At 71.1% G+C, this 21,029-nt stretch carries 17 protein-coding genes; 11 read left to right on the forward strand and 6 right to left on the reverse strand.

The window, feature by feature from the left end:
- Positions 1-183 precede the first annotated feature (183 nt).
- Positions 184-693 carry a TetR/AcrR family transcriptional regulator gene (locus AB0C28_RS49385; RefSeq protein WP_357848578.1) on the reverse strand — a complete coding sequence of 170 codons (510 nt, stop codon included), beginning with the start codon at positions 691-693 and terminating at the stop codon, positions 184-186.
- Positions 694-746: 53 nt separating this feature from the next.
- Here AB0C28_RS49385 and AB0C28_RS49390 point away from each other — a divergent pair, with 53 nt between their 5' ends.
- On the forward strand, positions 747-1,910 hold the full coding sequence (locus AB0C28_RS49390) for a cysteine desulfurase family protein (RefSeq protein WP_357848576.1): 1,164 nt from the start codon (positions 747-749) through the stop codon (positions 1,908-1,910).
- Between the two features lie 197 nt (positions 1,911-2,107).
- Here the strand turns inward: AB0C28_RS49390 and AB0C28_RS49395 are convergent, their stop codons facing one another.
- The gene (locus AB0C28_RS49395) at positions 2,108-3,160 is read right to left on the reverse strand and encodes a DUF695 domain-containing protein (RefSeq protein ID WP_357848574.1); all 1,053 of its coding nucleotides are present in this window, start codon (positions 3,158-3,160) and stop codon (positions 2,108-2,110) included.
- Positions 3,161-3,226: 66 nt separating this feature from the next.
- Between AB0C28_RS49395 and mnmA the strand changes: the two genes are divergently transcribed.
- The gene (gene mnmA, locus AB0C28_RS49400; protein WP_346112082.1) at positions 3,227-4,291 is read left to right on the forward strand and encodes a tRNA 2-thiouridine(34) synthase MnmA; all 1,065 of its coding nucleotides are present in this window, start codon (positions 3,227-3,229) and stop codon (positions 4,289-4,291) included.
- A gap of 84 nt (positions 4,292-4,375) precedes the next feature.
- On the opposite strand, the gene AB0C28_RS49405 is transcribed toward mnmA, so the two are convergent.
- A complete protein-coding gene (locus AB0C28_RS49405; protein ID WP_358083437.1) occupies positions 4,376-5,008 on the reverse strand; it encodes an MBL fold metallo-hydrolase in 633 nt (210 codons plus the stop codon).
- Between the two features lie 24 nt (positions 5,009-5,032).
- Between AB0C28_RS49405 and AB0C28_RS49410 the strand changes: the two genes are divergently transcribed.
- The 7 genes from AB0C28_RS49410 to gatB all read left to right on the forward strand — a co-directional run bounded on the left by AB0C28_RS49410 (position 5,033) and on the right by gatB (position 15,328).
- Positions 5,033-6,025: a methionine synthase gene (locus tag AB0C28_RS49410; protein ID WP_358083439.1), complete on the forward strand. Its 993-nt coding sequence runs from the start codon at positions 5,033-5,035 to the stop codon at positions 6,023-6,025.
- A gap of 95 nt (positions 6,026-6,120) precedes the next feature.
- Positions 6,121-8,310 (forward strand): NAD-dependent DNA ligase LigA, encoded by a 2,190-nt coding sequence (gene ligA, locus AB0C28_RS49415; RefSeq protein ID WP_358083441.1) that lies wholly within the window; start codon positions 6,121-6,123, stop codon positions 8,308-8,310.
- A gap of 239 nt (positions 8,311-8,549) precedes the next feature.
- On the forward strand, positions 8,550-10,616 hold the full coding sequence (locus tag AB0C28_RS49420) for an EAL domain-containing protein (RefSeq protein WP_357848564.1): 2,067 nt from the start codon (positions 8,550-8,552) through the stop codon (positions 10,614-10,616).
- Positions 10,617-10,878: 262 nt separating this feature from the next.
- Entirely contained in the window at positions 10,879-11,178 is a 300-nt protein-coding gene (gene gatC, locus AB0C28_RS49425; protein ID WP_106249377.1) for an Asp-tRNA(Asn)/Glu-tRNA(Gln) amidotransferase subunit GatC, read from the forward strand.
- Entirely contained in the window at positions 11,175-12,665 is a 1,491-nt protein-coding gene (gatA, locus tag AB0C28_RS49430) for an Asp-tRNA(Asn)/Glu-tRNA(Gln) amidotransferase subunit GatA (protein WP_357848561.1), read from the forward strand. The genes gatC and gatA overlap by 4 nt, the downstream gene beginning before the upstream one ends.
- Before the next feature lie 20 nt (positions 12,666-12,685).
- On the forward strand, positions 12,686-13,792 hold the full coding sequence (locus AB0C28_RS49435; protein WP_357848559.1) for an AAA family ATPase: 1,107 nt from the start codon (positions 12,686-12,688) through the stop codon (positions 13,790-13,792).
- Positions 13,793-13,822: 30 nt separating this feature from the next.
- Positions 13,823-15,328 (forward strand): Asp-tRNA(Asn)/Glu-tRNA(Gln) amidotransferase subunit GatB, encoded by a 1,506-nt coding sequence (gene gatB, locus AB0C28_RS49440; protein WP_357848557.1) that lies wholly within the window; start codon positions 13,823-13,825, stop codon positions 15,326-15,328.
- 133 nt (positions 15,329-15,461) lie between these two features.
- Here the strand turns inward: gatB and AB0C28_RS49445 are convergent, their stop codons facing one another.
- From AB0C28_RS49445 to AB0C28_RS49455, 3 genes are read right to left on the reverse strand one after another with little or no spacing between them, the layout of a single operon-like run.
- Complete coding sequence (locus tag AB0C28_RS49445; protein ID WP_358083444.1) at positions 15,462-16,979, reverse strand: tripartite tricarboxylate transporter permease; 1,518 nt, start codon at positions 16,977-16,979, stop codon at positions 15,462-15,464.
- Position 16,980: 1 nt separating this feature from the next.
- A complete protein-coding gene (locus AB0C28_RS49450) occupies positions 16,981-17,466 on the reverse strand; it encodes a tripartite tricarboxylate transporter TctB family protein (RefSeq protein ID WP_357848553.1) in 486 nt (161 codons plus the stop codon).
- Positions 17,466-18,437, reverse strand: coding sequence for a tripartite tricarboxylate transporter substrate binding protein (locus AB0C28_RS49455; protein ID WP_358083447.1), 972 nt, complete (start codon positions 18,435-18,437; stop codon positions 17,466-17,468). Before AB0C28_RS49455 ends, AB0C28_RS49450 begins: the two co-directional genes overlap by 1 nt.
- Before the next feature lie 220 nt (positions 18,438-18,657).
- On the opposite strand from AB0C28_RS49455, the gene AB0C28_RS49460 reads away from it, so the two are divergent.
- Together AB0C28_RS49460 and AB0C28_RS49465 are read left to right on the forward strand one after the other, a co-directional pair.
- Entirely contained in the window at positions 18,658-20,301 is a 1,644-nt protein-coding gene (locus tag AB0C28_RS49460; RefSeq protein WP_358083450.1) for a sensor histidine kinase, read from the forward strand.
- On the forward strand, positions 20,298-20,966 hold the full coding sequence (locus AB0C28_RS49465) for a response regulator (protein WP_358083453.1): 669 nt from the start codon (positions 20,298-20,300) through the stop codon (positions 20,964-20,966). The genes AB0C28_RS49460 and AB0C28_RS49465 overlap by 4 nt, the downstream gene beginning before the upstream one ends.
- Positions 20,967-21,029: the final 63 nt, after the last annotated feature.

A 21,029-nucleotide genomic window follows, 5' to 3' on the forward strand; every position in this document is an offset into this window, starting at 1 on the left:
GGGGAGGGGCGTGCCGGACCGCGAGGGCTTCGCCGCACGAAAGGCGCCGCACCAAGGGGTGCGGCGCTGCGGCCATGGTCAGGCCGGAGTTTCGTGAGGACGAGCCCCGTTGGCGCGGGCGGGCAGATCAGGCTGGGACGGGGACTTCAGGCACGGGCTTGAGGCGCGGGCTTCGGCAGGGCTTCAGGCGGGCGTGATGAGCGCTCTCAGCCGGCGCTCCAGGGCCTGGAGATCCGCTTCGGTGTTGAGCTCGGGATCGTGACTGGCCACGTCCCAGAGCCCCTCACACGCCAGCCGGACGATCTGCGCGGCCAGCGGATCGGGCTCCTCGCTCAATCCCTCGCGATGCCAGCGGGTCATCGCCTCGCGCAGCGGCGCGAGCAGGAACAGGTTGCCCGAGGCGCTGGTCACCACCGCCCAGCGTCGCAGGCGGCCGGATCTGACGGCGGCCAGCGTCGCGCCCAGGTAGCGCTCGGTGTAGGTCTCGCCCGGCTGGGCGGCCAGCAGCTCGTCGAAATCGGCGATCAGCCGCTCGACCATGCCTTTGATCAGCGCCTCTTTCGAGGCGTAGTGGTAGAGCAGGCCGCCCTTGCTCACGCCCGCCCGGTCCGCCACGGCGGCCAGGGTGAGCGCGGTCGAGCCCTGGTCGCAGAGGAGCTCCTCCGCGGCGTCCAAAAGCTCGTCCCTTCGCATGCCTCAACTGTACCGTCCGGACGGTACAGTCGCAAACGAGATACCCTGAGCACGTGACCAGACCGTCGGCCTACCTTGATCATGCGGCGACCACCCCCATGCTGCCCGAAGCGATCGAGGCCATGACGGAGCAACTCAAACGCGTCGGAAATGCTTCCTCGCTGCACGCCGCCGGCCGCCAGGTGCGCAGGGTGGTCGAGGAGGCGCGCGAGACGATCGCCGACTCGCTCGGCGCCCGGCCCAGCGAGGTCGTGTTCACCTCGGGCGGCACCGAGGCCGACAACCTGGCGATCAAGGGCCTCTACTGGGCGCGCAGGCCGCGCAGGCGCGTGCTGATCAGCTCCGTCGAGCACCACGCGGCGCTCGACCCGGCCCAGTGGCTGGCCGACAGCCAGGGCGCCGAGGTGGAGCTGCTGGAGGTGGACGAGCTCGGCCGGGTCCACCCCGAGACGCTGCGCGCCGCCATCGAGCGCGACCCGGACGACGTGGCCATGATCAGCATCATGTGGGCCAACAACGAGGTCGGCACCGTCCAGCCGATCCACGTGCTGGCCGCCATCGCCCACGACCACGGCATCCCGTTCCACACAGACGCGGTGCAGGCGCTCGGGCAGTTGCCCGTGTCCTTCTCCGGCTCGGGGGCCGACGCGCTCACGCTGACCGGCCACAAGGTCGGCGGCCCCATGGGAGCCGGTGCGCTGCTGCTGGCCAGAGGGCTGACGCCGGTGTCCGTGCAGCACGGCGGGGGGCAGGAACGCGACGTGCGCTCCGGCACGCTCGACGCGCCCGCCATCGCGGGCCTGGCCGCCGCCGTCAGCACCGCCGTACGCGAGCAGGAGGCCCTGCACGCGCGGCTGTCGGCGCTGCGCGACGAGCTCATCCAGCGCGTCCGCGAGGCCGTGCCCGACGTGGTGCTCAACGGCGACCCCGGCGACCGGCTGCCCGGCAACGCCCACTTCTCCTTCCCCGGCTGCGAGGGTGACGCGCTGCTCATGCTGCTCGACGCCAAGGGCGTGGAGTGCTCGACCGGCTCGGCCTGCTCGGCGGGCGTGGCGCAGCCGTCCCACGTGCTGCTGGCCATGGGCGCCGACGCCGCCGCGGCGCGCGGCTCGCTGCGCTTCACGCTGGGGCACACCTCGACGCCCGACGACGTCGACCGGCTGATCGAGGTGCTCCCCGCGGCCGTCGAACGCGCCCGCCGGGCCGGCCTCAGCTGATCTGAGACCGGCGAACGCACCGGCCTCGCCGGCCGTGCCGCCGGCCGGAGGGCCGTGCCGACGCGCCGGTCCGCCGACAGCCGGCGGCCAGGTCAGGAGGGGACGACCGCGGGTCCAGGCGGGTCCGGTCAGGAAAGGGCCGACCGCGGGTCCAGGCGGGTCCGGTCAGGAAAGGGCCGACCGCGGTCCAGGCGCGATCAGGTCAGGAAGGGGACGACCGCGGTCCAGGCGGGGTCGGCCGACACGTCCACCCTCGGCTCGCCCTCCTCCCAGCCCACGATCAGCTCCTTGGCGTGGATCGCCGCCTCACCGGTCGGGTCGGCGTAGACGTGGATGATCCGGTGCCCCTCCGCGCTCAGGTGCGCCGCGAGCACCGCGTCGTCGCGCAGCTTGAGCAGGCGGGCGGCCAGGCGTTCCTCGAAGTCGCGCAGCGCGGCCAGCGAGTCGCCGACGGGCAGGCCGTTCTCGTCGCGGTGCGCGTACGGGAGCGTGATCATGATGTGCTGGTCGAACAGCGGATGGTCCACCGGCCGCAACGGATGGCGGACGGTGGCGACCAGCGGCGCGCCGCCCCCGGTCTGGCCCTCCATCAGCAGCCACTCCTCTTCGGAGTGCCCCGAGGCCACGTCGGCGACCACGGCCGGCAGGTGCACGGCGGCCACGGCGTCGATCGGCTGGAACGTGGCCGCCGTGATCTCGCCCACCCACCGGGCCACGTCGTCCTCACCGAGCAGCCAGTCGAGGGCCAGCAGCACGGCCTCCAGCCGGGTGTCCTCGTCGAGCTCGCCGAAGATCGGATGGTAAGCGGAGACGTCGACCCTGGCCTGGTCGCGCGGCACGCGCAGGCCCAGCATGAGTTTGTCGAGCGCGAACTCGAAGCCGCCCACGTCGAGGGTCAGCTCCATCGCCTGCGGATTGGCCTGCCGCGACGGATGGAACTCCCACAGCAGGTCGGCCGGCGGCGCCGCCTTGGCCCAGCGGTGCGCGAGCGAACGCAGCTCGGCGTCGCCCGCCGCGGTCACCACCAGGGCGTGCGCGGCCGCCCGGCCCGGCGCCACCTCCCAGACCAGGCCCGGATGGATCGCGGCGACCGCCGGGGCCAGCCACTCCTCCAGCCCCTCGGCCTCGCCGGCGGCCACCAGCGAGTCGAGATTCGGCCGGGTCTCCTGCCACCACGTCCAGAATCCGGCGATGGCCTCGTCGGGCCCGCCCGCCTCTTCGTCAGCGTCCTTGCGCCCGAACAGTCGCATGGTCGAATACTTCCAGACCGGGGGCCTGGTCGCGCACTCCTCAACGGACAGTACGCTGGAACGACCATGGGACTGCGTGTGCTTGCCGCCATGTCGGGCGGCGTCGACTCAGCCGTGGCCGCCGCTCGGATCGCCGAGGCCGGTCACGACGTCACTGGTGTCCACCTTGCCCTGTCCGCCAACCCCCAATCCCACCGCACGGGAGCCAGGGGCTGCTGCACGGTCGAAGACTCGCGCGACGCCCGGCGCGCCGCCGACGTGATCGGCATCCCGTTCTACATCTGGGACATGGCCGAACGTTTCCAGCGCGACGTGATCGAGGACTTCGTCGCCGAATACGCCGCCGGCCGCACGCCCAACCCGTGCCTGCGCTGCAACGAGAAGATCAAGTTCGCCGCGGTGCTGGACCGGGCGCTGGCCCTGGGCTTCGACGCGGTCGCCACCGGCCACCACGCCAAGCTGGTCGACGGCGTGCTGTCCAGGAGCGTCGACCAGGGCAAGGACCAGTCCTACGTGCTCGGCGTGCTCACCCGCGAGCAGCTCGGCCACGCGATCTTCCCGCTGGGCGACTCGACCAAGGCCGAGGTACGCGAAGAGGCCGCCAGGCGCGGCCTGACCGTCGCCGACAAGCCCGACAGTCACGACATCTGCTTCATCGCCGACGGTGACACGCGCGGCTTCCTGACCAAGCGGCTCGGCGCGGCCGAGGGGCCCATCGTCGATCAGAGCGGTGAGGTCGTGGGCAGTCACCAGGGCGCCCACGGGTTCACAGTGGGCCAGCGTAAGGGCCTGCACATCGACCGGCCGGCCTCCGACGGCAGGCCGCGTTACGTGCTGTCGATCGAGCCGGTGTCCAACACGGTCACGGTCGGCCCGCGCTCGGCCCTTGAGGTCACCTCGATCACCTGCGCCCGCCCGATCTGGAACGGCCCCGATGAGGGCTCCCGAGACGACCTCACGGTGCAGCTGCGTGCGCACGGGGAGGTCTATCCGTGCCGGTTCGAGGAGAGCGAGGGCGGGCTCACGATCGAGATCGACCGCCCGGCCACGGGTGTCGCCGCAGGCCAGGCGGCCGTCCTCTACTCCGGGGCCACCGTGATCGGCTCGGCCACCATCGTCTCCGCCGCCTGAGCACCGGCCGGTCGGCCGGCCGGCCGAAGGCCGTCCGCCGACCTGGTCGAGAAGACCGGCGCGAGAAGGCCGGCGCCGGTCGGCCTAGCCGAGGGTCGTCGACTCGCCGACGGCGAGGCGGCGGATGTCGGCGCCCTGCTTCTCCGACTCGATCCGCAGCCAGTTGTCCACGAGTCCCAGGCCGATCTCGCTGTAGAGGGCGTCGTGGGTCGAGTACGCCCGCGCCGGCCGGATCGTGCGCAGGTAGGCCACCATCTCCATGAGCTTGAGCCAGGGGGCGCCGGTCGGCACCAGCAGCGTCGGCACCTCCGCGTCCGGCACGGTCAGCGCGTCACCCGGGTAGAACACCTCGTCGTCCACCAGGAAGCCGATGTTCTGCACCACCGCCATGTCAGGGTGGTTCTCGGCGTGCCGCTCGCCGAACGCCTTCACCCGGAACCCGGCCGTCTCGAAGCCGTCACCGTGCCGTACCACCTCAACCTTGCCCGGCACCTCGCCCAGCTGGGCCGCGACGGCCTCGCACGTGTAGATCTCAAGCTCGGACGAGGCGGCCTTCAGCTTGTCGGCGTCCATGTGGTCGAAGTGCTCGTGCGTGATGAGCACCGCGTCGGCGCCGTCGAGCACATCGCTCTGCGCGAACGCGCCCGGGTCGATGACCAGGACCTTGCCGTTCTTCTCCAAGCGTACGCATGCGTGATCGAATTTCGTGAGCTCCATTCCGCAGAGCCTACGCTTGTGCCCATGTCTACGTGGGAAGCCACCGGGTTGGGCTCGCATCCGGGTGAGGATCATCTCGAAGCGGCCAGGATCGTTTTCGGAGAGGTGCCCGGTCTGCCGTATCTGCCCGAGCTGCCGGCCAGAGGTGTCGGGGCCGACATGGTGGGGCGCACGGCGGGGCTGCTGGTCGAGCTGCCCGTCGAGGTGCAGCCGTCGGGGTGGCGGCTGAGCGACCGGCCGGGCCGCGACCATCGGCGGGCCGTCGATCATCTGCGGCGCGACCTCGACGGGCTGGAGGAGGTCGCGCACGACTACGCGGGGCCGCTCAAGCTGCAGGTGTGCGGGCCGTGGACGCTGGCGGGGTCGATCGAGCTGAAGTTCGGCGACAAGATGCTCTCCGACGCGGGTGCCGTGCGGGATCTGACCGCCTCGCTGGCGCAGGGGGTGGCCGACCACTGCGCCGAGGTGCGGCGGAGGGTGCCCGGCGTGACGGAGATCGTGCTGCAGCTCGACGAGCCGGGGCTGCCGGGGGTGCTGGCCGGCACCGTGCCGACCGCGTCCGGGTTCGGGCGGCTGGCGGCGGTCGAGGAGTGGCGGGTGGAGGAGTCGCTGCGGCTGTTCCCCGAGCCGGTGGTGCACTGCTGCGCACCCGGGGTGCCCTTCGACCTGCTGCGCAGGGCGGGCGTACGCGGGGTGTCCGTGGACGGCGCGCTGCTGCGGCGCAGGGACGATGAGGCGCTGGGGGAGCTGTTCGAGGCCGGGATGACGCTGCTGATGGGGGTCGTGCCGGGCAGGGACACGCGGCTGGCCGACGCCGGGGTGGTGGCCAGGCCCGCAGTGGGGTTGTGGCGGCGGCTCGGGTTCGCGCCCGACCGGCTGGCCGAGCAGGTCGTGCTGACGCCGGCGTGCGGGCTGGCGGGGGCGTCGCCTGCGTACGCGCGGGCGGCGCTGGCGGCGTGCAGGAAGGCGGCTCAGGTGCTCAGGGACGACCCCGCGAACGGAATGGAGACGGGCTGAGACGCACAGGGCCGGACTGGGGACCGGCTGAGGCGTGCTCCCGCCGGTGCCCGGCGGTAGCGTTTGCACAGGTTGACGTACGGGAGGAGAGCTGCGTGAGCGAGTCTAGTGCGGAGGTCGGAGGCGTGCCGGTGACCGCGCTCAAGCGGCACGCCGAGCTGAGCGAGCTGGTCGAGGACGCGCGCTGGCGCTACTACGTGCTCGACCAGCCCACGGTCAGCGACGCCCAGTTCGACGCCTGGTTCAGGGAGCTGCTGGCGCTGGAGGAGGCGCATCCGGCGCTGCAGACGCCCGACTCGCCCACGCAGAAGGTGGGCGCGCCGGTCTCGGGCGATTTCGCCAAGGTTCAGCACCTCAACCGGATGGAGAGCCTCGACAACGCCTTCAACGCCGAGGACATGGCGGCCTGGATGGCGCGGGCCGATCGGCTGGCCGAGGGCGATCCTGGGCCGTACCTGTGCGAGCTGAAGATCGACGGGCTGGCCATCGCGCTGGTCTACCGCGACGGCAGGTTGGAGCGCGGCGCGACCCGCGGCGACGGGCGCACCGGCGACGACGTGACCGCCAACGTACGCACGATCAAGGGCATCCCGCACCGGCTCAAGGGCGACGACGTCCCGAGCCTGGTCGAGGTGCGCGGCGAGGTCTACATCCCGGTCGAGGGCTTCGCCCGGCTCAACGAGCAACTGGTCGAGCAGGGCAAACCCCCGTTCGCGAATCCGCGCAACTCGGCGGCGGGCACGCTGCGGCAGAAGGACCCGCGCGTCACGGCGCAGCGGCCGCTGCGCATGCTAGTGCACGGCATCGGCGTCTGGGAGGGCGCGGCCGAGCCGAAGGCGCAGTCGGAGGTCTACGAGCGGCTGCGCGAGTTCGGGCTGCCGGTCAGCGACCTGACCAAGGTGGTGGCGGGGCTCGACGAGGTCAACGCGTTCATCGAGCACTACCGGGTGCACCGGCACGACCCCCCTTACGAGATCGACGGGGTCGTGGTGAAGGTCGACGACTTCCGCACGCAGCGGGAGCTGGGCTCGACCTCGCGGGCGCCGCGCTGGGCCATCGCGTACAAGTATCCGCCGGAAGAGGTCAACACCAAGCTGCTCGACATCCAGGTGGGCGTGGGGCGCACGGGGCGGGTCACGCCGTTCGGGGTGATGGAGCCGGTCGTGGTGGCGGGCTCGACCGTCGAGCGGGCCACGCTGCACAACGCGGCCATCGTGGTGAAGAAGGGCGTGCTCATCGGCGACACGGTGGTGCTGCGCAAGGCGGGCGACGTCATCCCCGAGATCGTCGGGCCGGTCACCGCGCTGCGCGACGGGTCCGAGCGGGAGTTCGTCATGCCCACCCACTGTCCCGAGTGCGGCACGGAGCTGGCGTACGAGAAGGAGGGCGACGCCGATCTGCGCTGCCCCAACGCGCGCGGTTGCCCGGCACAGATCCGTGAGCGCGTCTTCTTCGCGGCCGGGCGGCGGGCGCTCGACATCGACGGGCTCGGCTACGTCGCGGCCACGGCGCTCACCCAGCCGCTGCCGCCGCAGCAGCCGGTGGTGCGCACCGAGGCCGACCTGTTCGATCTGACGCTGGAGCAGCTCATCCCGATCAAGTCGGTGGTCCGCGACCAGGAGACCGGCCTGCCCAAGATCGACCCGAAGACCGGCGAGGAGAAGGTCGTCACCTTCTTCTCCAACGTCAACGGCGAGGCCAGCCAGAACGCCCTGCGGCTGATGGAGGAGCTGGAGCGGGCCAAGCAGGTTCCGCTCGCGCAGGTCCTCGTGGCGCTGTCGATCCGCCACGTCGGCCCGCCCACGGCCCGCGCCCTGGCCGACGCCATGCGCTCGATCGACGCCATCATGAACGCCTCCGAGGAGGAGCTGTCCGCGGTCGAGGGCATCGGGCCCAGGGTGGCGGCCACGATCAAGGAGTGGTTCGAGGTCGACTGGCACCGCGAGATCATCGAGCGGTGGCGGGCCGCGGGGGTCCGGATGGAGGACGAGCCTGCTCCCGAGAAGGGGCCGCAGACCCTTGAGGGGATGACGTTCGTGGTGACCGGCACCCTGGAGGGCTACACGCGCGACACGGCGGCCGACGCGATCACCAGCAGGGGTGGCAAGGTGTCGGGGTCGGTGTCGAAGAAGACGTCGTTCCTGGTGGCGGGTGAGAACGCGGGGTCGAAGTACGACAAGGCGGTCAGTCTGGGGGTGCCGATCCTCGACGGGGCCGGCTTCGAGGTCCTGCTCAACGAGGGGCCGGAGGCTGCGGCGGAGGTGGCGGTCACACCGGAGCCCTAGGAATTCCAGCGCGTAGGAGCTCCAGCGCTCCCTTTCGGCCGGAGGGGCTCGTCCGTACGTGGGCGGGCCCCATCGGTGTTTCCGGGGGTTACCGGGTCGTAGCGTGCACGGCTTGCTACTGAGGGTGCTTTTTGGGTATATGTCGGATAAGAGACACTACGGAACGTACCCGCTTGGTTTCGCGAAGTGGGGTGAAGGTCGTACCCTCCCATAGTGACCTAATGGGGGTTCTGTTACCGATGACTGACCCAACCGACACCCGCGACACCGGACCACGCGTCGGCACGCCGCTGTGGGGGTTCCTCGCGGGCATCACCGTGATCGGCTTCACCGCCCTGCTGGTGGCCATGCTCAGGCTCGACCCCGCCGGCCTGGCCGAGCTGGCACGCGGACCGCTGTTCTGGGTGCTCGCGGTGCTGGTGATATTGGGCGAGCTGCGGCCCGTGATGGTGTCGTCCGCGACCACCGTGGGCGGCACGTACCCGTCCACCATGTTCACCTTCGCCGTGCTGCTGCACTTCGGGCTGCCGGTGGCGGTGCTGATGCAGGCCGTCGCGGTGACCATCAACGGCGTCGTGACCCGCAGGTCGTGGCATCGGGTCATGTTCAACATCGCTCAATCCACGCTCGCACTGACCGCCGCCGCCGTGGTGCTGGGCACGTTCGGGATCATGCCGAGCCCGGCCAGGCCGTGGGTGCCGGGCGGCGGTGACCTGCTGCCGATCGGGCTGGCCGGGGTGGCGTACTTCGTCACCAGGGCCGCCCTCGTCTCCGGCGCGGTCGCGCTGCACGAGCGGCGGTCGATCACGCGCGTGCTGCGGGCAACCGCCGGCCCCCAGAGCCTCGTGTACGCCGGGCTGCTGGGCCTCGCGCCCCTCGTCGTCGTGGTGATGAACCACTCGCCCGGCCTTGTGCCCCTGTTCGTCGCCCCCTTGGCCGCCGTCTACTTCACCGCCACGCTGTCCATGCGCCGTGACCACCAGGCCCTGCACGACGAGCTGACCGGCCTGCCCAACCGCAAGATGCTCATCGTCAGCACCGAGGAGGCGCTGGCCGAGGTGCGCCAGGACGAGCGGGTCGGCCTGTTCCTGCTCGACCTCGACCGGTTCAAGGAGGTCAACGACACGATGGGCCATCCCGTGGGCGACCGGCTGCTGCAGATGGTCGCCCATCGGCTGACCCACTCCGTGCGTCCCGGTGATGTCGTGGCCCGGCTGGGCGGCGACGAGTTCGCCGTGCTGCTGCCCTCGATCAGGGACGCCCACGCCGCCAGGGAGGTGGCGGCCCGGCTGCGGGCGGCGCTGACCGAGCCGGTGCGCCTGGAGGGCATGACCTTCGACCTCGACGGCTCCGTCGGGATCGCCCTCTACCCCGACCACGCGCCCGACTTCGAGCTGCTGCTCCAGCGTGCCGACGTGGCCATGTACCTGGCCAAGGAGGGACGCACCGGCGTCGAGCTCTACCAGGCCGACAAAGACCGCAATTCCCCCGAACGCCTCACGCTCCTCGGCGACCTGCGCCGCGCCATCGACAACGGCGAGCTGCGCCTGCACTATCAGCCCAAGGTCGGGCTGCGTTCCGGGGACGTCCAGGGCGTGGAGGCGCTGGTGCGCTGGCGGCATCCGGTACACGGGCCGATCGGGCCGTCGGAGTTCGTGCCGCTGGCCGAGCAGTCGTACCTGATGCGGCAGCTCACCGCGTACGTGATCGAGGAGGCCCTCAAGCAGGCCGCGGCCTGGTGGCACAGCGGGCTGCGGGTGCAGATCTCGGTCAACATCTCCGCCCGCGACCTGCTCGCCTCGGCCCTGCCCGATCAGCTGGAGGTCGGGCTGGCCCGTTACGGGCTGCCGCCCGCGGCCGTCCAGCTGGAGGTCACCGAGCGCATCCTGACCGGCGACCAGGCCTACACCCAGGAGACCATCAAGGCACTGGCCACCCTCGGCGTCCCGCTGGCCATCGACGACTTCGGCACCGGCTACTCCTCGCTGATCCGCCTGCAGCGGCTGGCCGTGTCGGAGGTCAAGATCGACTCCTCCTTCGTCCGCAGGATCGCCGAGTCGGAGGACGACTACCGGATCGTCCGCTCCATCGTCGACCTGGTCCGCTCGCTCGGGCTGAGGTCCGTCGCGGAGGGCGTGGAGTCGGACGAGGTGGCGATCCGGCTGGCGGAGATGGGCTGCGACGTCGGCCAGGGCTGGCTGTTCTGCCGCCCCCTGCCGGCCGCCGAGGCCACCGCCTGGCTGCGCGAGCAGGCGGACCCGTCGGTGGAGTACGGCTACCAGCCCGAGGTAAGCAGCTCCGCCTGACAAGCCTGACAAGCCTGACAAGCCTGACAAGCCTGACACGCCGGACGTGCCGGACGTGCCGGACGTGCCGGACGTGCCGGACGTGCCGGACGTGCTGGACGCGCCTGATCCGCTTGACGCGCCACTCCGGCGCGACCGCCGGACGCGTTGCCTCGTGCGACGCCGCGTGTTGCCGTCGAGTTAACCGTTCGGGCTCAATACGTCAAGCCCCCTAGGATGGCAGTGTCCACAGACTCCATCCACGAAACGGGTTCAACGACTCATGTCCGCCATAACCCGCGACGAGGTCGCACACCTGGCCCGGTTGTCCAGGCTGGCGCTCACCGACGACGAGCTCGACCACTACGCCACCCAACTCGACCAGATCATCGAGTCGGTCGCCAAGGTGTCCGAGGTCGCCGCCGACGACGTGCCGCCTTCGTCGCACGCGCTTCCGCTGACCAATGTCTTCCGTGCCGACGAGGTGCGACAGTCCCTGACGCCCGACCAGGCGCTCTCCGGCGCCCCTGCCGTCGAGGACGACCGCTTCCGTGTGCCGCGCATCCTCGGGGAGGAGGCATGAGTCTGATCCGTAAGACCGCCGCCGAGCTGGGCTCGCTGATCGCCGCGGGCGAGGTGTCGGCCGTCGAGGTGGCCGAGGCCCACCTCGACCGGATGGCCGAGGTCGAGCCGAAGGTCAAGGCGTTCCTGCACGTCGATCGTGAGACGACGATCGAGCAGGCGCGCGCCGTCGACACCAGGCTCAGGGCCGGCGAGAAGCTCGGCCCGCTGGCCGGGGTGCCGATCGCGCACAAGGACATCTTCACCACGCGCGACATGCCGACGACGGCCGCTTCCAAGATCCTCGAAGGCTGGCGGCCCCCTTATGACGCGACCGTCACCGCGCGCCTGCGCGAGGCCGGCCTGGTCATCCTGGGCAAGACCAACCTCGACGAGTTCGCCATGGGCTCCTCCACGGAAAACTCCGCCTACCAGGTGACCCACAACCCGTGGGACCTGAGCAAGGTGCCCGGCGGCTCGTCCGGCGGGTCGAGCGCCGCCGTGGCCGCCTACGAGGCGCCGCTGTCCACCGGCACCGACACCGGCGGCTCCATCAGGCAGCCCGCCTCGGTGACCGGCATCGTGGGCATGAAGCCGACCTACGGCGGCTCCTCCCGCTACGGCCTGATCGCCTTCGCCAGCTCGCTCGACACGCCGGGCCCGTTCGCCCGCAACGTGCTCGACGCGGCGCTGCTGCACGAGGCGTTCTCCGGCTACGACCCGATGGACTCCACCTCGGTCGACGCCCCGGTGCCCTCGGTGGTCGAGGCCGCCAGAAACCCCGACGTCTCCGGCATGCGGATCGGCGTCGTCAAGGAGTTCGCCGGCGAGGGCTTCCAGCCCGGCGTCCTGGCCCGCTACAACGAGGCCGTGCACCTCCTGGAGTCGCTCGGGGCCAAGGTCGTCGAGGTCTCCTGCCCGTCGTTCACGACCGCGCTGCCGGCGTACTACCTGATCGCGCCCTCGGAGTGCTCGTCCAACCTGGCCCGCTTCGACGCCATGCGTTACGGCCTGCGCGTGGGCGACGACGGCACCCGCAGCGCCGAGGAGGTCATGGCGCTGACCAGGGCCGCCGGCTTCGGCCCCGAGGTCAAGCGGCGCATCATGCTCGGCACGTACGCGCTGTCCAGCGGCTACTACGACGCCTACTACGGCCAGGCCCAGAAGGTGCGCACGGTCATCTCGCGCGAGTTCGAGGCCGCCTACCAGCAGGTCGACGTCCTGGTCTCGCCGACCACGCCCACCACGGCCTTCCCGATCGGCGAGCGCACCGACGACCCGATGGCGATGTACCTCGCCGACCTGTGCACCATCCCGTCCAACCTGTCGGGCAACGCGGCCATGTCGGTCCCGTGCGGCCTGGCCGACGAGGACGGCCTGCCGGTGGGCCTGCAGATCATGGCCCCGGTCCTGGGCGACGACCGCTGCTACCGCGTCGGCGCCGCCGTGGAGCAGGCCCTGGAAAGCCACTGGGGCGGCGGCCTGCTGTCCAGGGCGCCGGAACTGTAGGACGAGAGGGGGACGGCGGCATGCTCACGCGCATCGAGATCGACGGCTTCAAGTCCTTCCTGGACTTCACCCTCGACGTGCCGCCGTTCCTCGCCCTGGTCGGGCCCGATTCGAGCGGAAAGTCCAACCTGCTGGACGCCCTGGCCTTCGCTCGCGCGGCGATCGGCGCAGGACTGCCGCACACGCGCGGCGGTGAGGACCCGCTGCTCGACGCGCGGCGGGGCAAGCCGCAGGAGCACTTCCACCAGCCGGCGGGGCGCCCTCCGGTGTCGCGGTTCGCCGTCCGGGTGGAGGCTGAGGTGAGCGTCGAGAGCCGGAGCGAGGACGTACGCGCCGTCATGGAAGCCCGTCGCGAATCGGGCGACTGGTCCCTCGAAGTGACGCCCGAGGGGGCACGCCAGAAGGTGTGGCCGTACGAGGTGGCGTCCTGGCACTTCCACGTCCCGGATCCGCAGGCCATGCGGCGGCCGGTCACGGCGTTCAACCAGCGGCCGCTCACCGAGGACGCCGGCAACCTGGCGGCCGTGCTGGGCCGGATGGAAGTCACAGGTGAGCTGGACGATCTGATGGTGGATCTGTCCGCTCTGGTGCCGGACGCCACAGGTGTGCGCCCGATGCTGGACGAGCGTGAGCAGGAGTGGTCGTTCGACATCCTCGTCGATCACGAGCCCATGCCGGGCCGGCTGGCCTCCGACGGCACGCTCCGGGTGCTCGCCCTGCTGGCGGCGCTATACGACGAGTCCTCCGCCGGCCTGCTCATGGTGGAGGAGATCGAGAACGGCCTGCACCCCAGCAGGCTCGGGCAGCTGCTCGAAAGGATCTCGCAGCGGGTCGGACGATCAGGGAGGTTGTGGCGGCAGGTCATCCTGACGACCCACTCGCCCGTCGCGGTGTCGAGCCTTTACCGGACCGCACCCGACGCGCTGGTCTTCCTCGACTCGGTCTGGCGGACGGGCGGCGGCAACCCCCGTTCCCGCGTCACCGTGGCCAAGCCGGTACGCCAGGAAGGCGAGCCGGGCACCTTCGTCTCCCCGCGGCAGGTTCGTGGCGTATGCCGCATGGGTGGACGCCACCTCCAAGGCGCTGAGGAACCATGGCTTTCTCTGAGCGCCGAAGCGATAGCTTGAAACGCAACGATCTGAACTAAGGACCTCACCATGACTGCCGGTACGCTCATGCCGTACGACGAAGCGCTCGACCGGTTCGAGCCGGTGCTCGGCCTGGAGACGCATGTCGAGCTGGGCACCAAGTCGAAGATGTTCTGCGGCTGCAAGACGACCTTCGGCGCCCCGCCCAACACGCAGGTCTGCCCGACCTGCCTGGCGTTCCCCGGGGCGCTGCCGGTGGCCAACGCCGCCGCGATCGAGTCGACGATCCGCATCGGCCTGGCGCTCAACTGCTCCATCGCCGAGTGGTGCCGCTTCGCCCGGAAGAACTACTTCTATCCGGACATGCCGAAGAACTACCAGATCTCGCAGTACGACGAGCCGCTCTGCTTCGACGGCTACCTCGACGTCGAGATCGAGGGCAAGACCGTGCGGATCGAGATCGAGCGGGTGCACCTGGAGGAGGACACCGGCAAGTCCACGCACGTGGGCGGCGCGACGGGTCGTATCCACGGGGCCGACTACTCGATCGTCGACTACAACCGGGCCGGCATCCCGCTGGTCGAGATCGTGACCAAGCCCATCCCCGGCACCGACCGGCTGGCGCCCGAGGTGGCCAAGGCCTACGTGACCGAGCTGCGGGAGGTCATGCGCTCGCTGGGCGTCTCCGACGTGCGCATGGAGGAGGGGTCGCTGCGGTGTGACGTCAACGTCTCGCTGATGCCGCGCGGCTCGTCCGAGTGGGGCACCCGTACGGAGACCAAGAACGTCAACTCGCTGCGCAGCGTCGAGCGGGCCGTCAGGAGTGAGATCGAGCGGCAGGCTGCCGTGCTCGCCGGAGGCGGGAAGATCGTTCAGGAGACCCGCCACTTCCACGAGGACACCGGCGGCACCACGTCCGGCCGGTCCAAGGAGGAGGCGCAGGACTACCGCTACTTCCCCGAGCCCGACCTGGTGCCGATCGCGCCCGACCGCGCCTGGGTGGCGGAGCTGAAGGCGGCGCTGCCCGAGCTGCCGTCGGTCAAGCGCAAGCGGTTGCAGGCCGAGTGGGGCCTTTCCGACCTCGACATGCAGGCGATGCACAACGCCGACGCCATCGAGCTGGTCGAGGCCACGGTCGCGGCCGGCGCGCCTGCGGCCGACGCGCGCAAGTGGTGGATGGGTGAGCTGGCGCGGCGGGCCAACGAGACCAGCACGCCGCTGTCCGACCTGCCCATCACCCCCGAGCAGATCGCCAGGGTGACCGAGCTGGTGGCCTCAGGCGCGCTCAACGACAAGCTGGCGCGCGAGGTCCTCGAAGGCGTGATGGCCGGTGAGGGCACGCCGGACGAGGTGGTCGAGAGCCGCGGGCTGAAGATCGTCAACGACGAGGGCGAGCTGTCGGCGATCATCGACCAGGTGCTGGCCGACAACGCCGACGCGGCCGAGAAGGTGCGGTCCGGGAAGATCGCCGCCGCTGGTGCGCTGGTGGGTGGCGTGATGCGGGCGAGCAAGGGCAAGGCCGACGCGGCCCGCGCCCGGCAGCTGATCCTGGAGAAGCTCGGCGTCCAGGAGTAGAGCCCGGGTTGGGGTACCCGTCCTCGCACGGGTGTTCTGGGGTGGATTTCCGGGCGTTTCGGTACGGCAGCAGGCGGCCCCGTCGGTCCTGGTGGATCGACGGGGCCGGGTGGTCAGCCGGGGGAGGCGTCCGTTACTCCCCGGCCGACGTGGCTGCGGTCTGGCGGCGGCGGCCGGCTAGCTTTCTGAACAGCGGGGTGAGCAGGGCGAGGGCGGCCAGCACCAGCAGCACGACCGCCACCGGGCTGCCGACGAGCACGCTCACGTCCCCTGCCCCGATCGCCAGCGCCCGGCGTAGCTGGATCTCCGCCATCGGCCCCAGGATCATGCCGATCACCGCGGGGGCGACGGGCAGGCCGAAGCGGCGCATGGCGTAGCCGAGCAGGCCGAGCAGGTACAGCACGAACAGGTCCACCACGGTGCCGTTCAGCGCGTAGACGCCGAGGGCGGCGAAGAGCACGATCCCGGAGTACAGGTACGGCCGGGGCACGCGCAGCACCTTGGCCCACAGCGGAGCCAGCGGCAGGTTCAGCACCAGCAGCATCGTGTTGCCGATGAACAGCGACGCGATCATGCCCCAGACCAGCGCCGGGTTGTGGTCGAAGAGCTGAGGGCCGGGCTGCAGGCCGTACTGCTGGAAGGCGGCCAGCAGGATCGCGGCCGTCGCGGACGTGGGCAGGCCCAGAGTGAGCAGCGGGACGAGGGTGCCGGCCGCCGAGGCGTTGTTGGCCGCCTCGGGACCCGCCACCCCCTCGATGGCCCCGTTGCCGAACTCCTCGCGGGCCGTGCCGCGCGCCAGGCGCTTCTCGGCCGCGTACGACAGGAACGTGGGGATCTCCGCCCCGCCGCCCGGCAGGGCGCCGAACGGGAAGCCCAGGGCGGTGCCGCGCAGCCACGGGAACCAGGAGCGGCGCCAGTCGGTACGGCCCATCCACGCCCGCCCGACCGGCACCACCTCCGGAGGCGCGTGCCGCAGCCGGGAGGCCACGTAGAGGGCCTCGCCGAGCGCGAAGAGGCCCACGGCGACGATCACCACGTCGATGCCGTCCAGCAGTTGCGGGATGCCGAGCGTGAGCCTGGCCTGCCCGGTCTGCTGGTCGATGCCGATCAGACCGATCACCAGGCCGAGGCCGAGCGAGGCCAGGCCGCGCACGATCGAGCGCGACAGCACCGACGAGACGGCGGTGAAGGCCAGGATGGCCAGGGCGAAGTAGTCCTCCGGACCGAAGGAGATGGCGAAGTCGACCACGGCGGGCGCCGCCACGACCAGCAGCGCCGTGGCGATGGTGCCGGCCACGAACGAGCCGATCGCGGCCGTGGCCAGCGCCTGGGCGGCCCGGCCCCGCCGAGCCATCTTGTTGCCCTCCAGCGCCGTGATCATGGACGCGGACTCGCCGGGGGTGTTGAGCAGGATGGAGGTGGTCGAGCCGCCGTACATGCCGCCGTAGTAGATGCCGGCGAACATGATGAACGCGCTGGCCGGCGGCACCGTGAAGGTGATCGGCAGCAGCAGCGCCACCGTCATCGCGGGCCCGATGCCGGGCAGCACGCCGACGAGGGTGCCGAGGGTGACGCCGATGAGCGCGTACATGAGGTTGACGGGGGTGAGCGCGGCGGCGAAGCCGTCGAGCAGCAGCTGGAACGAGGTCACCTCAGATCACCCCCTCCAGCGGCCCGCCGGGCAGCGTGACGCCGAGCCCCTTGACGAACAGCAGGTACGTCGTCACCCCCATGACCACCGCGACCACGGCCGCGCGGGACTTGTGCTCGGCGCCCAGCGCCACCGACAGGGCGAAGAACAGCAGGCTCGCGCCGATGATCCAGCCGAGCACGTTCAGCAGTGCGGCGAAGGCCAGGAAGATGCCGCTGACCAGCCCGACGCCGCGCCAGTCCGTGGGCGCCTCGACGTCCACGTCCTCGCTCTCCTCGGGGTCGCCGTGCCCGCCGCGCAGGACGTCGGCGACGTAGAACAGGCCGATGAGCACCATGGCGCCGCCCACCAGCATGGGGAAGAACCTCGGCCCGATGCCGAGCTGGGAGGCCGCCGCGGAGACGTCGAGCGTGCCCACCACGACGAGCACGCCCAGCACCAGTACGACGATCGCCAGCCCGAGCTCGGGCCGCCACCAGCGGGTCATCAGGAAACGAGCCCCATCTCGGCGATGATCGCCTTCACCCGGGTCTGCTCGGACGCCAGGTAGTCGGTGAACTGCTGCCCGGTCTGGAAGGAGTCGATCCAGCCGTTCTTGGCCACCGCGTCCTTCCACGGCTGCGCGTCGTGCATCTTGGTGACCAGGTCGGTCAGGGCCTTCTTGTCGGCCTCGGACAGCCCGGCGGGGGCGACGAAGCCGCGCCAGTTGGCCAGCTCCACGTCCAGGCCGCCCTCCTTCAGCGTGGGCGCGTCCAGGTCGGGCAGCCGCTCGCCCGAGGTGACGCCCAGGGCGCGCAGCTTGCCGGACTTCACGTGCTCAGCGAACTCGGCCACGCCCGAGATGCCCGCGCTGACCTTGTTGCCGAGCAGCTCGTTCAGGGCCTCGCCGCCGCCGGAGTGGGCGATGTAGTTGACCTGCTTGGGGTCCACGCCCGCGGCCTTGGCCATCAGGCCGGCCACGATGTGGTCGGTGCCGCCGGCCGAGCCGCCCGAGATGGACACCTTCGCCGGGTCGGCCTTCCAGGCCGCCACCAGATCGGCCAGCGACTTGAACGGGGACGCGGCCGGCACCACGACCAGCTCGTACTCCTCGGTCAGCTTGGCGATGGGCGTGGTCTCGGAGAGCGTGACCTTGGACTTGTTCTGCTCGATGGCGCCCACCATGACCAGGCCCATGGTCATCAGCAGGTTGCCGTTGCCCTTCTCGCCGGCCAGCTGGGCCAGCCCGATGGTGCCGCCGGCGCCGGGCACGTTGAACACCTCGACCTTGCGCTTCGGGTCGGCGCTCTTGAACGCCTGCTCCGCCACGCGAGAGGTCTGGTCCCAGCCGCCGCCGGGGGCGGCCGGAGCCATGATCCGCAAGGCGGAGGCGCCGGCGGAGGTGCCGCCGGAGGCGCCGCAGCCGGTCATCGCGCCGAGGGAGAGTGCCGCGAGTGCGGCGAATACGCGCAAGCGCATGATCACTCCAGGGGGTGTGCTCACATAGGTTGGACTGGCATGGTGATTTCCGGCGCGCGAGGCGTCGAGCCTTTGCGCGGTTGCCGTCGTAGTGGTCGTATTGGTCGCGTCGGATAGCGGCGAAAGAGGCAAAAGAGGCGAAAGAGCCGCGGACGGAACGTGGGTATCGGCCGCGACCAGGCCGTGACCTCCGTTTGTTTCCATGAGCAGGGTGAGACGAGTGCGTGACGCGTCCCTCGGGACGCAGCTCTTCGTGCTCCAGATGGTGATCGTGCTGCTCGCCGCCGGGGGCACGGCGGGAGTGTGGGCCGAGCACACGAGAAATCAGCTCGACTCGCTCTACCAGCAGCGGGCGCTGGCCATCGCGCAGTCGGTGGCCGCGCTGCCGCAGGTACGCGAGGCGTTCAAGCTGGCGAGCCCGGAGACCGTGCTGCAACCGCTGGCGATGAGCGTCCAGCAGGAGACCGGCGCCGACTACGTGGTGATCGCCAACACCGATCAGAAGCGCTACGCCCACCCCAACGCCGCGCTGATCGGCAAGACGTTGTCCACCGACGGCACCCTCGTCCTGCGTTCGGGCCGGAGCTGGGTGGGCACGGAGACCGGCACGATCGGCACCACGGTCAGGGGCAAGACGCCCATCCGCGACGAATACGGCACGGTCATCGGCCTCGTCTCCGTCGGCGTGCTGGAGACCACGGTCGACAGCCAGCTCACCCACGCCCTGCCGCCGCTCATCTGGACCGCGCTGGCCGTGCTGCTGGCCGGGCTCGCACTGGCCGCGCTGATCACCGCGCGGGTGCGCAAGCAGACGTTCGGGCTGGAGCCGCGCGAGATCGCCGCGCTGCTGGAGCAGCGCGAGGGCGTGCTGCACGGCGTCAAGGAGGGCGTGCTCGCGCTCGATCTGAACGGAAGGGTCACGCTGGTCAACGACGCCGCCCGCGAGCTGCTCGGCGACGTCGGCGCGGACCTGACGCAGATGCCGGTCTCCGAGCGCATGCGCGACGTGCTCGGCGGCGCCGACCCGGGCGAGGACCGCGTCGTGCTGCACGGCGAGCGGGTGCTGGTGCTCAACCGCACCCCCGTCTGGGTACGCGGCCGCCACCGCGGCTGGGTGGTCACTCTGCGCGACCGCACCGAGCTGGTCCGCCTGGCCCGCGAGCTCGACGACACCAGCAGCGCCACGGACGCGCTGCGGGCGCAGGCGCACGAGTTCGCCAACCGGCTGCACACCGTGGTGGGCCTGCTCGAACTGGGCGAGCACGATGCGGCGATCGGCTTCATCACCCGCACGACCGGCAGCACGTACGCCACCGACCTGCGCGAACGCATCCAGGACCCGACTCTCGCGGCGCTGCTCATGGCCAAGTCGGCCGAGGCGTCCGAGCGCGGGGCCCGGCTCGTGCTCTCCGACGACTCCTCGGTGCCCGAGGGCCTGATCGGCGACCCGAGGGACGCGGTGCTGGTGGTCGGCAACCTGGTCGCCAACGCCATCGACGCCCTCGACGGCGCCGAGGGCACGATCGAGGTGTCGCTGCAGGCCGACGCCGGCGGGCTGCGCGTCCGGGTCGGCGACTCCGGCCCCGGCATCGCGCCCGACCTGGTGGAGGAGGTCTTCAGGGAGGGCTTCACCACCAAGGCCGCCCATTCGGGGCCGCGCGGGCTCGGGCTGGCGCTGACCAGGCAGGCGTGCCTGCGCAGAGGCGGCTGGGTCCGGGTACAGAACTCGGGTGGCGCCGTCTTCACCGCCCTGCTCCCGGCGAACGGGGCGAAGAACGGCGCCAAGAACGGAGCTGCGACCGGCGCCGCGAACGAGGCTGCGCATGGGGCGAAGGACGAGGCTGTGGACGGGGCGAGACGGTGACACGCACGCCGATCCGCGTGGTGGTCGTGGACGACGACTTCATGGTGGCCCGCATCCACAGCGGCTACGTGGCCCGCGTGCCGGGCTTCACCGTCGTCTCGACGGCGCACACCGGGGCCGACGCGCTCGCCGCGGTTGCCGAGCTGCGGCCCGATCTCGTGCTGCTCGACATCTACCTGCCCGACATGTCGGGCTTGGAGGTGCTCAAGGCCCTGCACGACGTGGACGTCCTCATGATCAGCGCCGCCCGCGACATGCCCACGGTCAGGGAGGCGATGCGCGGCGGCGCGGTCAACTACCTCATCAAGCCGTTCACCGCCGCCGCCCTGACCGAGCGCCTCCAGCAGTACGCCGACACCCGCCGGCGCCTGACCGCGATCGGCGCCGAGGCGCGCCAGGACGACGTGGACCGGCTTTTCGGCACGGCCAAGAGCCCGGCCGCCATGCCCAAAGGGCTGTCCGCGGCCACGTGCGCGCTGGTCGCCGACACCCTGCGTGAGGCCGGCCGCGACCTGTCGGCGGCGGAGGCCGCCGAGCTCACCGGCCTGTCGCGGGTGAGCGCCCGCCGCTATCTCGAACACCTCTGCGCGGTGGGACAGGCGGAGTTCCGGCCGCGTTACGGCACGGCCGGACGACCGGAACATCGCTACCGGTGGCTAGGTTGACACACTTCCGTAGCCGATTCCCGTGACATATGCGGATCCGCGTGCCTTACTGTTGCCTGAGAC

The sequence above is a fragment of the Nonomuraea sp. NPDC048892 genome, from assembly GCF_040649735.1.
GTDB classification, from domain to species: Bacteria; Actinomycetota; Actinomycetes; order Streptosporangiales; family Streptosporangiaceae; genus Nonomuraea; species Nonomuraea maheshkhaliensis.

What these genes read in the sequence shown, in the direction of transcription:
- AB0C28_RS49385 (WP_357848578.1), bottom strand. Translation starts at nt 693, where the DNA reads ATGCGAAGGGACGAGCTTTTGGACGCCGCGGAGGAGCTCCTCTGCGAC.
- AB0C28_RS49395 (WP_357848574.1), bottom strand. Translation starts at nt 3,160, where the DNA reads ATGCGACTGTTCGGGCGCAAGGACGCTGACGAAGAGGCGGGCGGGCCC.
- mnmA (WP_346112082.1), top strand. Translation starts at nt 3,227, where the DNA reads ATGGGACTGCGTGTGCTTGCCGCCATGTCGGGCGGCGTCGACTCAGCC.
- AB0C28_RS49405 (WP_358083437.1), bottom strand. Translation starts at nt 5,008, where the DNA reads ATGGAGCTCACGAAATTCGATCACGCATGCGTACGCTTGGAGAAGAAC.
- AB0C28_RS49410 (WP_358083439.1), top strand. Translation starts at nt 5,033, where the DNA reads ATGTCTACGTGGGAAGCCACCGGGTTGGGCTCGCATCCGGGTGAGGAT.
- AB0C28_RS49420 (WP_357848564.1), top strand. Translation starts at nt 8,550, where the DNA reads ATGACTGACCCAACCGACACCCGCGACACCGGACCACGCGTCGGCACG.
- gatC (WP_106249377.1), top strand. Translation starts at nt 10,879, where the DNA reads ATGTCCGCCATAACCCGCGACGAGGTCGCACACCTGGCCCGGTTGTCC.
- gatA (WP_357848561.1), top strand. Translation starts at nt 11,175, where the DNA reads ATGAGTCTGATCCGTAAGACCGCCGCCGAGCTGGGCTCGCTGATCGCC.
- AB0C28_RS49435 (WP_357848559.1), top strand. Translation starts at nt 12,686, where the DNA reads ATGCTCACGCGCATCGAGATCGACGGCTTCAAGTCCTTCCTGGACTTC.
- gatB (WP_357848557.1), top strand. Translation starts at nt 13,823, where the DNA reads ATGACTGCCGGTACGCTCATGCCGTACGACGAAGCGCTCGACCGGTTC.
- AB0C28_RS49450 (WP_357848553.1), bottom strand. Translation starts at nt 17,466, where the DNA reads ATGACCCGCTGGTGGCGGCCCGAGCTCGGGCTGGCGATCGTCGTACTG.
- AB0C28_RS49455 (WP_358083447.1), bottom strand. Translation starts at nt 18,437, where the DNA reads ATGCGCTTGCGCGTATTCGCCGCACTCGCGGCACTCTCCCTCGGCGCG.